The sequence below is a fragment of the Asticcacaulis sp. genome, from assembly GCF_047605585.1.
GTDB lineage: Bacteria > Pseudomonadota > Alphaproteobacteria > Caulobacterales > Caulobacteraceae > Asticcacaulis.
In genome coordinates, this window is record NZ_JASGFK010000002.1 from 537,806 (window position 1) to 550,703 (window position 12,898).

At 60.4% G+C, this 12,898-nt stretch carries 10 protein-coding genes; 4 read left to right on the forward strand and 6 right to left on the reverse strand.

Annotated features, from left to right (window positions below):
* The first annotated feature begins 28 nt into the window (after nt 1–28).
* From QM647_RS08330 to der, 4 genes are all read left to right on the forward strand, one after another.
* Nucleotides 29–784: a tetratricopeptide repeat protein gene (locus QM647_RS08330; RefSeq protein WP_414995044.1), complete on the forward strand. Its 756-nt coding sequence runs from the start codon at nt 29–31 to the stop codon at nt 782–784.
* A 69-nt stretch (nt 785–853) separates the two neighbouring features.
* Complete coding sequence (locus QM647_RS08335; RefSeq protein ID WP_414995045.1) at nt 854–2,257, forward strand: PQQ-binding-like beta-propeller repeat protein; 1,404 nt, start codon at nt 854–856, stop codon at nt 2,255–2,257.
* 4 nt (nt 2,258–2,261) lie between these two features.
* Nucleotides 2,262–3,515 carry an ABC transporter permease gene (locus QM647_RS08340; protein WP_414995046.1) on the forward strand — a complete coding sequence of 418 codons (1,254 nt, stop codon included), beginning with the start codon at nt 2,262–2,264 and terminating at the stop codon, nt 3,513–3,515.
* 44 nt (nt 3,516–3,559) lie between these two features.
* Nucleotides 3,560–5,170: a ribosome biogenesis GTPase Der gene (gene der, locus QM647_RS08345; RefSeq protein WP_414995047.1), complete on the forward strand. Its 1,611-nt coding sequence runs from the start codon at nt 3,560–3,562 to the stop codon at nt 5,168–5,170.
* 89 nt (nt 5,171–5,259) lie between these two features.
* On the opposite strand, the gene QM647_RS08350 is transcribed toward der, so the two are convergent.
* The 6 genes from QM647_RS08350 to QM647_RS08375 all read right to left on the reverse strand — a co-directional run bounded on the left by QM647_RS08350 (nt 5,260) and on the right by QM647_RS08375 (nt 12,676).
* Entirely contained in the window at nt 5,260–6,597 is a 1,338-nt protein-coding gene (locus QM647_RS08350) for an aminotransferase class III-fold pyridoxal phosphate-dependent enzyme (RefSeq protein ID WP_414995048.1), read from the reverse strand.
* Nucleotides 6,598–6,683: 86 nt separating this feature from the next.
* Complete coding sequence (locus QM647_RS08355; RefSeq protein WP_414995049.1) at nt 6,684–7,424, reverse strand: SDR family NAD(P)-dependent oxidoreductase; 741 nt, start codon at nt 7,422–7,424, stop codon at nt 6,684–6,686.
* Nucleotides 7,425–7,437: 13 nt separating this feature from the next.
* Nucleotides 7,438–8,949 (reverse strand): amidophosphoribosyltransferase, encoded by a 1,512-nt coding sequence (gene purF / locus QM647_RS08360; protein WP_414995050.1) that lies wholly within the window; start codon nt 8,947–8,949, stop codon nt 7,438–7,440.
* 65 nt (nt 8,950–9,014) lie between these two features.
* Nucleotides 9,015–9,527: a CvpA family protein gene (locus tag QM647_RS08365; RefSeq protein ID WP_414995051.1), complete on the reverse strand. Its 513-nt coding sequence runs from the start codon at nt 9,525–9,527 to the stop codon at nt 9,015–9,017.
* A gap of 128 nt (nt 9,528–9,655) precedes the next feature.
* Nucleotides 9,656–11,026 (reverse strand): DNA repair protein RadA, encoded by a 1,371-nt coding sequence (gene radA, locus QM647_RS08370; RefSeq protein WP_414995052.1) that lies wholly within the window; start codon nt 11,024–11,026, stop codon nt 9,656–9,658.
* A gap of 165 nt (nt 11,027–11,191) precedes the next feature.
* Nucleotides 11,192–12,676 carry a replicative DNA helicase gene (locus QM647_RS08375; RefSeq protein WP_414995053.1) on the reverse strand — a complete coding sequence of 495 codons (1,485 nt, stop codon included), beginning with the start codon at nt 12,674–12,676 and terminating at the stop codon, nt 11,192–11,194.
* Nucleotides 12,677–12,898: the final 222 nt, after the last annotated feature.

Genomic DNA, 12,898 nt, shown 5'->3' on the forward strand with positions numbered 1-12,898 from the left:
TGACTGACGCTTGATAAAAGGATTCGCTGTGAGCGACATTTTCGACGAAACCGAGGAAAACCTCCGCGCGGACAAATGGGTGGCCATTGCCAAGAAGGCCGCGCCGTGGGTTGCCGGTGTGCTCGTTCTGGCCCTGGTGATTGCCCTCGGTGTCTGGGGATATGACAGCTGGCAGTCCAGCATCGCCACCAAGGCGTCGGAAAACTATGGCCAGGCCATCGAATCGCTCGGCAAGGGCGACAAGACCGTGGCCAAGACCCAGTTTGAAGCCGTGGCCAAAGCCGGAAACCCGACCTATAAGGCGTTGGCGCTCCAGCAACTGGCCGCACTTTCGCTGGCGGACAACAAGACCGATGAGGCGATTGCCAGCCTCGACCAGGCCGCCAAGGCCTCGAACAGCCCGCTGATCAGTGATGCCGCAGCCCTGAAGGCCGCGCTCCTGGCCATGGACAAGGCCAGCCTGGCGGATACCCAGAAGCGCCTGGAGCCCTTGATGAAAGAAGGCCGCCCCTTCGCCGCCATGGCGAAGGAAACCCTGGCTATGGCCAAGCTGCAATCCGGTGATATCAAAGGCGCGCGTAGCGATCTGCAGGTTCTGTCCGTCACGCTCGGTGTGCCGGATGGTGTCAAGCAGCGCGCAGGCGCCATGGTGGCTGCCATAGATTCCGGCGCCATTGGCACGGCCCAGGCCATGATCAAGCTGCCCGAAGCCTCCGTGCCCGCCCTGAATCAAGCTGCGTCGCAACTGCAGGCCGCGCCCCAGGGGGCGGTGTCCGCTCAATAGATTGCTTAGCCAGGCCTGTGCCCGGCCGTTCAAATTCTTGCTATGGAAAACCCGCTTATGAACTTGTCGATGGTTGATTTCAAAGGTGCCAAACGCGTGGGAGCCAGTCTGCTGGCCCTGTCTGCCGCGGTGATGGTTCTGAGCGGCTGCGCGGCCGCCGGCAAGATGAACCCCTTTAAGAATCACAACAGTGACGAAGGCGCGGTGGTTTCGCAAGGCAAGCGCATTTCGATCGTCGCCTTCGAGCAGAAGCTGCAACCCTCCGCGAGCCTGAAGGGCATCGGTTACTACCTGCCGCCGGTCGCCAATGTGCCGAACTGGCCGGTATCAAGCGGCCCCGACACCCTGGTCCAGAACGCGGCCTCGGCCAAGGCATTCAAGGTGGCCTGGAGCCGGTCGATTGGCGAGCCCAGCAAGGGCGTCAGCGAAGTCCTGGCCCAGCCGGTATCGGATGGCAAGCTGATCTATACGATCGATGGCGAAGCGCGCGTTTCGGCCCACGATGTCGAGACTGGCAGCCAGGTGTGGAGCGTCGACCTAAATCCGCACAACAAGCGCGACAAGACGGCCTTCGGCGGCGGTCTGGCGCTTTCAGATGGCAAGCTGTTTGTCACCTCCGGCTTCCGCTTTGTGACCGCACTCGATGCCGCCACCGGCGCCGAAGTGTGGAAAAAGGCGGTCGATACCCAGCTTCATGCCGCGCCTTCGGTCAATGCCAGCTATATATTCGCGACCGATGTCGATAACCAGATTTTCGCCTTCGATCGTAATACCGGCGAAATGGTTTGGACCTATCAGGCCATCGCCGAACCGGCGCGTATCCTGAAGGCCTCTTCGCCCGTCGTTTCCGGTGACACAGTCTATGCGCCGTTCTCTTCCGGCGAGTTGGTGGCCCTGAGCGCCACCACCGGCGATCCCATTTGGCAGCAGGTTCTGGCGCAATCGAGCCGGACCAATGCCCTGTCGGAAATCCGCGACATTTCCGGCAAGCCCGTGCTCTATAACGGCACCATCTATGCCGCCAGCCATTCCGGCGTGTTCCAGGCCATGGACGCCAAGACCGGCAATCCGGCGTGGAAGCTGGATGCGGACAGCATCAATACACCATGGATCGCTGGCGACGTGATTTTCCTCGTTGACCTGCAGGGCGAACTGATCTGCGCCAGCCGTGAAAGCGGTCAGGTTTACTGGATCAAGGACCTGAACGAAGGTGTTCAAAAGACCAAGAAGGGCTTCTTCGGCCTGGGCCGTGAGAAGAAGGTCGGCAAGATTCCGCTGTGGGCCGGTCCGGTCATGGCGTCCGATCGTCTGATCATGGTCAACTCGCTGGGCGAGGCCGTGGCCTTCGATCCCAAGACCGGCGACCGTAAGGAAACAATAAAGCTGGGGGGCGCAGCCTTCATCGCGCCGATCGCCGTTGGTAACAAGCTCTATGTCGTGACCGACGACGCCAAGCTGGTGGCTATCCAGTAAGGCCATGCGGGCTCTCGGCGCCTTTTTCTTCAAAGGCTGGGAGCTTGATCTGGCGGTCAGATACCTGAAGACACGACGCAAGCATGGCGGCATCACCCTTGTCGCCATGCTTTCCTATATCGGTGTGGCGCTTGCGGTGACAGCTCTGATCACGGTCATGTCGGTCATGAATGGTCTGCAGGGGCAGATCATGGGGCGCTTCCTGACCTTCAAAAGCCATGCGGATATCACGGGAGAGGCGCTTGGCCACATGGCGACGCGTGAGGCGATGCTCTCGCGGCTGAAAGCCGTACCCGGCGTCACTGATGTCACGCCGGTGGTCGAAGCGTCTGCACTGGCGGAAAGTGCTGAGGCCAGTGCGCCGGTCCTTTTACGCGGCTTCAGCACGGCAAGTCTGGCACGGTCAGGCATCGGTGGAACCTTCGTGAACGGCACGCTGGAGGGCTATGCTACGGGCGATAAGGTACTGCTCGGCGAGGGGGTAGCGAACACGCTTGGCCTGAAGGCTGGTGATCAGATCATCCTGACCGTGCCAGGATATTCTGCTGAAGGCGGTATATCGGCTGTTCGCCGGCCTTTTGTCGTTGGCGGCGTCTTTAGTGCCCAGGATGCGAAGATAGATCAGACCTATGTCTATATGCCCCTGGCCGCGGCACAGGATTTCCTAGGTCTCGGCTCAAGATGGGACAAGGTAGAGGTCTGGACGAAAAACCCGTACCGGATCGGCAGGTTGATGCCGCAACTGCTGAAAAGCGCCGGTCCGGGAACGAAACTGGAAAGCTGGATGCAGCGTGACAGCGCCATCTGGCACGCCCTGAAATTCGAGGCGACGGCCATGCGGCTGATCCTGTCCTTTGTCACCATTATTGCCGCCACCAATATCGTGGCCGGCATCATCATGCTGGTGAAGAACAAGACGCGCGATATCGCCATTCTGCGCACGATCGGCGCCGGCAAGATGGGCGTGGCGCGTATCTTTTTCCTGTCCGGCGTCATGGTGGGCGGTGCAGGAACATTGACTGGCGCCTTACTGGGCATCGGAATTGCCGCCTTTATCTATCCCATCCAGAGAGCCTTTGAATGGCTGTTTCATTTCAGTTTCGCGCTTGGAGGCATGGCCTACTTGCCAGCCACATTGCGCGCTGAGGAGATCGTGTTTGTCGTGGTAACCGCTTTTTTTGCCACCAGCGTCTGCACTCTGATCCCGGCCCTGGCGGCCGCCCGGCTGGAGCCGATTGATGCCCTGAGATACGAATAACGGTTTTAAGTGGCTATTTGGGCGTTTTTGGCTATAAGGCGCCCATGCCTTTAAAAATTGCCATTGTCGGCCGGCCCAATGTCGGCAAATCGACCCTGTTCAACCGCCTCGCGGGCAAGAAGCTGGCCATTGTCGATGACCAGCCCGGCGTGACGCGCGACCGCCGCTACGCCACCGGCCGGATCGGCGATATCGACCTCGAACTGATCGATACCGCCGGATTCGAAGATCTCAGCGATCATTCGCTGGAAGCGCGTATGCGCCTGCAGACCGAGCGCGGCATCGAAGAAGCCGACGTTGCCTTTTTCGTGGTCGATGCCCGTGAAGGCGTGACTCCACTCGACCGTATCTTCGCCGATATCCTGCGCAAGAAGGACAAGCCGGTCGTCATGATCGCCAACAAGGCGGAGGGACATCAGGCCGCAGCCACCGCCGAGGAGGCCCGTGTGCTGGGCTTTGGTGAGCCGATCCATCTCTCCGCCGAACATGGCGAGGGCATGTCCGAACTTTATGAAGCCACTGAGAAATATCGCCAGATGTTTGAAGGCGACTTCATGGAAGGCGACGAGGAAGACGAGGACGAAGACACCAAGCCGATCCGGATCGCTATCATCGGCCGTCCCAATGCTGGCAAATCGACCCTGATCAACAAGCTGCTGGGCGAGGACCGTCTGCTGACCGGACCGGAAGCCGGCATTACGCGCGATTCCATTTCGGTGGACTGGCAGTATGAAGGCCGCACTATTCGCCTGGTCGATACAGCCGGCCTGCGCCGCAAGGCGCGCGTGCAGGAAAAGCTGGAAAAGTTATCTACCAGCGACACCATCCGCGCCATCACTTTCGCCGAGGTGGTGGTCCTGGTGATGGACGAGGCCAATGCCTTCGAGGTGCAGGACCTGCAGATCGCAGACCTGGTCGAACGCGAGGGCCGCGCGCTTGTTTATGCTGTTTCCAAGTGGGATCTGGTCGAGAGCCCGCAGTCGCGCCTGAACGAAATTCTGGAAGTCTCGGAGCGGATGTTGCCGCAACTACGCGGCACGCCGCTCGTGACGCTTTCCGGCGCCACCGGACGCGGGCTTGAGCGCCTGATGCCGGCGGTGCTGAAGACCTATCGCAACTGGTCGGCCAAGATCAAGACGCGCGACCTGAACGACTGGCTGGCCCTGGCCATTCAGCGCCATCCACCGCCCGCTGTCAGCGGCAAGCGCATCAAGCCGAAATACATGGCTCAGACCAAGGGGCGTCCGCCGACGTTCGTTCTGTTCGCGGCGCGCGCCTATGCCATGCCGGATCATTATACACGCTATCTTATCAATAGTTTGCGTGAATCTTTTGATATGCCGGGTGTGCCGATCCGTCTGACGGTGAAGGCCAATTCGACCACCAACCCTTACGATGAGGGCGGCTCGGCGGACACCTCCGGTCCGCCGCGCGTACGCTCGAAACCGAAGCCCAAGCCGGGTGAAAAACCGGCGCACCCTAACCGCGTGCGCCAGAAGCCGAAGGGTGCGGCGCCGGCTGCACCGAAGGTCAAGGTGGCTGTGAAGGCGCGTGAGGATGTCGCGAAGGCCAAGGCGATCAAATCGAGAGCCATGGGGCCCAGTACCAAGCCGGGCGCCGCAGGCCCCGGTGGCCGTGCCAAGCCCAAGCGGTAAAACAAAAAGCCCCGGCAAACGCCGGGGCTTTTTTAAGTAAGTGCTTCCCGAAAAGCGGAACGCACTTTTCGGGTAAGAGGCGCGTCTGATTAAACCAGCTTTTCCAAGACCCGCGCCAGTTTGACCAGCATGGCGTCGATATCGGTCAGGGTGACATCGAGCGGCGGGCGGAAGCGGATGCTGTCCGTGCCGGCGCCCAGCAGCAGCAGGTTTTCGGTTTCCAGCGCCAGGTCGACTAGCCGGCCCTTGTTGCGCTTGTCATTGACCGTGAACCCCTGATAGAGGCCAAGGCCACGCACATTGCTGATCAGGTCTGGGTAACGATCGACCAGTTGATTGAGGCGATCGAACAGATAGCTGCCCTTGGCCGCTACGGCATCGAGCAGGCCTTCATCCTCGACGATTTTCCATTCTTGGACGAAACGAACCATGTCGGCCAGGGTGCCGCCCCAGGTCGAATCGAGCACGCCAACATCTTCCATCGGATTGAGCATGTAGACCGCGCCATTGCCGAACTTCTTGGCCACCGCGATGGCCTGCGGCGGATAGGGCACGTCGAACAGGTCGATGGAAAAGATAGCGCCGGTCTGGCCGCCGGAGGTCTGCACCTCGTCGAGCCCCCAGCCGATATCGTACTGATGGCAGAGCTTCGACAGACCCTGGTAGAAACGCGGCAGGGCCAGGCGATGGCCGCCGGCGCCCTGCAGCGGTTCCAGAATGACGCCGGCGATTTCGTCCGGATGTTCGCGCATGAAGGCCTCGATGCGGGTCAGGCAGCGATCGACCTCCAGCTCGTTTTCGGCATTGGAGCGGCGGGCATCATATTCCGGGAAGGGCACCTGCAGGTTGCCATGAATGATGCCGCGGAAGTCCTTGGTGGCTACCGGATCATGCGAAAGTTCGGTCACATTGAGTGCAAAAACCGTACGTCCGTGAAAGGCTTGCTCGAAATAAATGAAGCGATGGTTGAGGACGGTTTTTCCCTTGGCCTGCTGCTTGTGATTATGCAGGTTGATGAGATACTTCATCATGTTCTCGACGGCCTCGGCGCCGGAATTGACGGCGTAAACCTCGACATGCTGGCCACGCATGCAGACCGGAGCCAAGCGATGCAGTAGTCGGTAATAGGCCAGGCACTGCGGCGTCAGGAAGTCCGGATTGGCCATCTTGTTATTGGCGGCCAGGACCAGCTCACGGGTATATTCGGGCTCGAACAGGCGGGGATGGTTGTAGCCCAGCAGCTTGGAGCCATAGAGGCCGCACCAGTCGGTGATCTGGTCGCCATCCACCGTCGCTAGAGTCATGCCCTGGCTGTTGGCCAGGTCGACCACGAAGGGATAGGGCTCGGCGATAACATATTTGCCGAGTTCTTCCAGCAGGCTGGCGCTGTGCGCCTTGGGATAGGCGGGGGACGTGTGCGTGTTCATGCCTTCAGTTTGATCTCATTTGAGTCAAATTGAAAGATTATTTTTGCAAAATGATTGCTGAATTGATCATTTTGACGCGCCTAAATTTAGGCACGCACCGCTGTTTTCAGCTTCCAGTCCGGAAAATGGATCGTTTCGACGGGAGGAAACTGGCCCGCATCAGCCAGTTCCAGGATCAGAGGCGCGATTTCGGCCGGCAGGGGCAAGGTCATCGGATCTTCACCCGGATAGGCCGCCGCACGCATACGGGTGCGCATGGCGCCTGGTGAGACGATGGCGGCCCGAATGGGTGTGATCTCGATTTCGTCCGCCCAGGCACGCACAAGGGTCTCCATGGCGGCCTTGGTGGCACCATAAGGGCCCCAGAAAGCGCGGCCTGTGGTTACGCTGGTCCCGGTCGTCAAAAAGATGGCGCGCCCGGCGGCGGACTGGCGCAGCAGCGGTTCCAATGCACGCAGCAGGCGCCAGGTGGCGCCCAGATTGACAGCAACGATCTTGTCGAAATCCTTCGGCTCGTGATGGGTGACGGGCGTCAGCGTACCGGAAATGGCGGCGGCATGGACCACGACATCAATGCGGCCAAAGCGCTCGAACAGGGCTGAACTCAGGCGATCGAACGCGTCATTATCGGTGATATCGAACGGAATGAGCGTGGCATGGCGCCCGGTGGCGGCCAGGATCCCCTCATCGAGTTCTTCAAGCGCCGCCTTGGAGCGTGCGCAGACAATGACTTGGGCACCGGCCGTGGCCAGGGCCAGGGCGCACGCTCGACCGATCCCCCTTGAAGCGCCGGTAACAAGAGCGATGCGGCCGTTTTGAGCGGTCATTGATCTGTTTCTCTTAGTGCGCGTTAGCGAGCAGGGACAGCTGGGCGCCGGCATTGCTGGCGTCGGCTTCAGCATCTTCACGATCGGTTAAGCGGGTCGGATATTCACCGGTGAAGTAATGGTCGGTGAACTGCGGATTGGCATTGTCCCGGCCATTGTGTCCCATCGCCTTGTACAGACCATCAACCGAGAGGAAGCCTAAGCTGTCGCATTCCAGCTTCTGACGCATTTCCTCAAGTGTGTGGTTGGCGGCCAGCAGCTTTTCACGATCCGGCATGTCGATGCCGTAGAAATCTGGCCACATGATCGGCGGAGAGGCCGAGCGCAGATGGACTTCCTTGGCGCCGGCGGCGCGGACCATGCGGACGATCTTGACCGAGGTGGTGCCGCGGACGATCGAGTCGTCGATGAGGATGACCTTCTTGCCTTCCAGCACGATGCGGTTCGGGGCGTGCTTCTTGCGCACGCCGAGATCGCGGATGCCCTGCGTCGGCTGAATGAAGGTACGGCCAACATAGTGGTTACGAATGATGCCCAGCTCAAAAGGCAAGCCGGATTGTTCGGAGAAGCCGAGTGCCGCCGGCACGCCGGAATCCGGCACGGGCACGACGAGATCGGCATCGGCCGGATGCTCGATAGCCAGCTGGCGACCCATGCGCTTGCGGACATCGTAGATTGACTTGCCGTTGACCACTGAATCCGGGCGAGCGAAGTAGATATACTCGAACAGGCAGGGGCGGGCCGACTTGACACCGAACGGCTTGTAGGAGGTCAGGCCGCTTTCATCGATCTGGACTACTTCGCCGTGCTCGACATCGCGCACGAAGGTGGCGCCAATCATGTCCAACGCACAGGTTTCCGAGGCGAAGACATAGGAGTCACCGAGCTTGCCTATGACCAGCGGGCGGATACCCAGCGGATCGCGGGCGCCGATCATCATCGAACGGGTCAGGGCCACCAGGGCGAAGCCGCCTTCGATATGGCGCAGGGCGTCCATGAATCGGTCGATGATCTTGATCGATCGCGACCGCGCGATCAGATGCAAAATGACCTCCGAATCGGAGGTCGACTGGAAGATGGAACCTTCGCTGACCAGTTTGGTGCGCAGGTGCATGAAATTGGTGAGGTTGCCGTTGTGGGCGAGGGCGATACCGCCGTCATCCAGGTCGGCGAACATCGGCTGAACGTTGCGTATGAAGGCGCCGCCGGCCGTCGAATAGCGGGTGTGGCCGATGGCGGAGCGGCCTTTCAGGCGGGCCACCACGTCGGGCTGGGTGAAGACGTCGCCGACCAGACCGTGTTCACGTTCGGTATAGAAGCGCTTGCCGTCGCACGAGGCGATGCCGCAGGCTTCTTCGCCGCGGTGCTGCAGGGCGTGCATGCCCAGCACCGTGATGGCGCTGGCATCGTCGATGCCGTAGACGCCGAACACGCCGCATTCGAGGCGGGGGCGGTCATCCTCGGAGTCGCGCTGATGGGCTTGGGGATCGGTGAGAGCAGACAGTTCAGGCTGAGACAACAGCATGGAATCTCTTTTCTAAAACGCTTCGACCACCCGCAAGGCGACAGGAAGGTCAGGTTACTGCCAGATTACTGGCTGTCCTCGACCACCTTGTTGGCCGCTCCCGTGCCAGCCGGGATGAAGGCCTGGATGATCTTGGCGCATTTGACGCTCAACGGATAAACCTTGGCGGCGCGGAACCAGTGAGGTTGCCGGTCAATAGGCGTGACCACGGAAAAAAACAAGTGGAATACGCCCAAAACCACCAGTGTACGGAAGATTCCGATACCCACGCCCAGAACACGGTCGAAGGTATTGAGCGCCTTTTGCTTTTGCATCTTGTCGGAAAGGGCATGCCCCAGATAGCGCACACCGAAATAGACGATGAGAAAGACGATGAAGGCGGCCACATAGCCGGTGATCGTATCGAGATGAAATGCCCTGGTTATATATCCCTTCGAAACGATGGCGATAAACAGCGCCAGGAAGAAGGAAATCAGGTTGACCAGCTCCTTCGTGCCGCCGCGTACGAAGCCCGCGAAACATGAGACGGCCAGGAGGGCCAGAAAAATGAAATCGTAGGCTTCCAACTTATCCCCCATATGTGACGGCGCGGCGCATTTTCCAGTCCTCGCATCGTTTTTATTGAAAACGACTTGGCGGCGATGCGCCCGGCCTTCATACCATTTGCGCAGATCCTTCACAACACGGGTTAACCATCGTGTCTGATCTATCCCTGTGGGAAAAGACTGACAACGGCGTCAACCAGTGTGGTGAAGCCCCTGACCTGAAGGGGCGGATTGTCGGTGGCGGCGGGTGCGGTTACGGCGCTGGAAAAGCCGAGCTTCAGGGCTTCCTTCAGGCGGCCTTCGGAGCGCGATACCGAGCGGATATCGCCGGACAGGCTGATCTCGCCAAAAACGACGCAATCACGCGGCAGAGGGGTATCGGTCAGGGCGGAGACCAGGGCCAGGGCCGCGCAGAGATCGGCAGCCGGCTCGGAAATGCGTAAGCCCCCGGCGACATTAAGATAGACATCCTTCTGGCCGAAGCCGACGCCGCAGCGGGCTTCAAGCACGGCCAGGATCATGGCAAGGCGGCCTGAGTCCCAGCCAACGACCGCACGGCGCGGCGTGCCATAGGCTGAGGGCGCGACCAGAGCCTGGACCTCGACCAGCACGGGGCGAGAGCCTTCGATACCGGCAAAGACGGCGGAGCCGGAAGCGCGTTCGTGGCCATCGCCGAGGAACAGGGCGGAGGGATTGGGTACTTCACGCAGGCCGGAATCGCCCATCTCGAATACGCCGATCTCATCGGTGGCGCCGAAGCGGTTCTTGGTGCCGCGCAGGATACGAAACGGATAGCCGCGCTCGCCCTCGAAGGACAGAACGGCATCGACCATATGCTCGACTACGCGTGGTCCGGCGATTTGGCCTTCCTTGGTGACGTGGCCGACCATGATGATCGAGGTCGACTGCTTCTTGGCCAGGCGTACGAGTTCGCCGGCGCAGGCCCGGACCTGCGACACGGAGCCTTGCGCCGCCTCGATGGCGTCCGACCACAGGGTCTGGATGGAATCGATGATCACCAGGTCGAATTTTTCGCGCTTCAGGGCCTCCAGAATGGTGCGCAAGGCGGTCTCGGCAGCCAGTTCGACCGGTGCCTTGGAAAGCCCCATGCGGGCCGCGCGGCCGCGTACCTGCTCGACGGCTTCTTCACCGGAGATATAGGCGACCTTCAGGTTTTTCAGGGCGGCATTGGCGGCGACCTGCAGCAACAGGGTCGATTTACCGACGCCCGGATCGCCGGCGATTAGTATGGCCGAGCCCGGCACCACGCCACCACCGCAGACGCGGTCGAATTCGTCAATGCCCGTCACCATGCGAACCGGAATCGCATCCTCGCTCTCAAGTGTTTCGAATTGCAGCTTGTTCAGGCGGGAAATTTTACCTGGCGCTTCCGGTTTCAAACCACCTGGCGGCGCGCTGTAGGTTTCCTGCACCAGAGTATTCCACTGACCGCAGCCGCCGCACTGACCGGCCCACTTATTATGGACGTTACCGCAGGACTGGCAGATATAGACGGCGGAATCGCGGGCCATGACTCACTCATATGAAGCTATTCGTTCTTCATATGTTCCGATTTTGTGGCTCTGTCAAGAACGCTCTATTCGTAGTTGCTTTCGTACAGATGGCTGTTGGCCAGATTGCCGACCGCGCTAAAGCAGCGCAGCGGTAGCGCCACTAAAACAGCTTCGGCAATCTTACTATTCGTAGTTGCTCTCGTACAGATGGCTATTTGCCAGATTGCCGAAACGCACCGTATTGGCATCGAACGACACGCGCACCGTGCCGATAGGACCGTGACGCTGCTTGCCGATAATGACTTCGGCCATGTTACGGGTCCGGTCCATGTCCTCCTGCCAGGTCAGGTGTTCGGGTGTGCCTTCACGCGGTTCGGCGCGGCCGAGGTAGTAGCTTTCACGATAAACGAACATCACGATATCGGCGTCCTGCTCGATCGAGCCGGATTCACGCAGGTCGGAAAGCTGCGGGCGTTTGTCGTCGCGGCTTTCGACGGTCCGTGACAGCTGGGAAAGCGCGATGACCGGGATGGCCAGCTCCTTGGCCAGGGTCTTCAGGCCCATGGTGATGGTCGAGACTTCCTGCACCCGGTTCATATTGGCGCCGGCATCGCCGATGGTGACGAGCTGGAGATAGTCGACCATCAGGACGTCGAGGCCGGAGGTGCGCTTTAGGCGGCGCGCGCGTGCGGTGAGCTTGGCCAGTGTAATACCGCCGGTATCATCGATGAACAGGGGGGCGGCGCTGATCTCCATGGCCGCCTCCTTGATCTGCATGAATTCACCCGGCGTGATTTCGCCCTTGCGGATCTTGTCGGATGGCACGCTGGAGGCATCGGAGAGCAGACGGCCGGCCAGCTGGTCGGCGGACATTTCCAGCGAATAGAAGGCGACGACGCCGCCGCGAACGGTCTTACGGGTGCCGTCCGGCTGGGGCTCGTAGGCGTAGTTCTTAGCGATATTCATGGCGATATTGGTCGCCAGGGCGGTTTTCCCCATCGAGGGGCGCCCGGCCAGGATGATCAGGTCGGACTTGTGCAGGCCGCCGATCTGTTTGTCGAGGTCGACCAGGCCTGTGGATACCCCGGCCAGACCGCCGTCGCGGTGGAAGGCTTCCTCGGCATGGTTGAGCGCGCCGGCCACGGCATCGGAAAAGCTGACGAAGCCGCCGGAGGAGCTGCCGGTCTCTGCCATGGCGAAGAGCTGGGCCTCGGCGGATTCGATCTGTTCGCGGGCATCCATCTCGGTGGCGGCGCCGCGGGCGATTTCGCCGCCCAGGCGGATCAGGTCGCGGCGCAGGGCCAGGTCATAGATGACGCGGGCATAGTCGGAAGCATTGGCGGCAGGCGGGGCGCGATCGACAAGATCGGCGAAATAGCGGATGCCGCCCAGATCTTGAAAGGCCTGATCGTTCTTAAATTTATCAAGAAGAACAATGGGTTCAGCCAGGTGGCCGATGCGGATCTGCTCCTCGATCACCGAAAACAGGCGCTGGTGGAACGGCTCGTAGAAGTGGCGAGGCTGCAGGCCGTCGAACAGGCGTTCATAGGCGCCGTTATCGAACAGCAGGCAACCGAGCAGAGCCTGTTCGGCTTCCAGATTGTGCGGAATGGTGGATGGCGTTTCGACGTTGGTCTGGGGAGCGAGGGTATCGGGCATGACGGTCATAAGCAGAGTTAAGACAGGAAAGGCAAGGGCTGTCCCGATAGATTCTCCGCTCAGTCACAGCTTTCCCCGTGAGGCCCATTCACAGCCTGTGAAGATTGGGGATAAGTCCGTATATTATGCCGGTTTGCGCCGCACGCAAGAGACATGAAAAACCCCTCGCTGGCGAACCAGCGAGGGGAAAGCGGTTGCTATAAGTCGCGACATATCCGCAGGCACCGTCAC

Excerpts from the sequence above, each read along its gene's own strand:
- QM647_RS08335 (WP_414995045.1), top strand. The coding sequence starts at position 854 with ATGGTTGATTTCAAAGGTGCCAAACGCGTGGGAGCCAGTCTGCTGGCC.
- QM647_RS08340 (WP_414995046.1), top strand. The coding sequence starts at position 2,262 with ATGCGGGCTCTCGGCGCCTTTTTCTTCAAAGGCTGGGAGCTTGATCTG.
- QM647_RS08350 (WP_414995048.1), bottom strand. The coding sequence starts at position 6,597 with ATGAACACGCACACGTCCCCCGCCTATCCCAAGGCGCACAGCGCCAGC.
- der (WP_414995047.1), top strand. The coding sequence starts at position 3,560 with ATGCCTTTAAAAATTGCCATTGTCGGCCGGCCCAATGTCGGCAAATCG.
- QM647_RS08355 (WP_414995049.1), bottom strand. The coding sequence starts at position 7,424 with ATGACCGCTCAAAACGGCCGCATCGCTCTTGTTACCGGCGCTTCAAGG.
- purF (WP_414995050.1), bottom strand. The coding sequence starts at position 8,949 with ATGCTGTTGTCTCAGCCTGAACTGTCTGCTCTCACCGATCCCCAAGCC.
- QM647_RS08365 (WP_414995051.1), bottom strand. The coding sequence starts at position 9,527 with ATGGGGGATAAGTTGGAAGCCTACGATTTCATTTTTCTGGCCCTCCTG.
- QM647_RS08375 (WP_414995053.1), bottom strand. The coding sequence starts at position 12,676 with ATGACCGTCATGCCCGATACCCTCGCTCCCCAGACCAACGTCGAAACG.
- radA (WP_414995052.1), bottom strand. The coding sequence starts at position 11,026 with ATGGCCCGCGATTCCGCCGTCTATATCTGCCAGTCCTGCGGTAACGTC.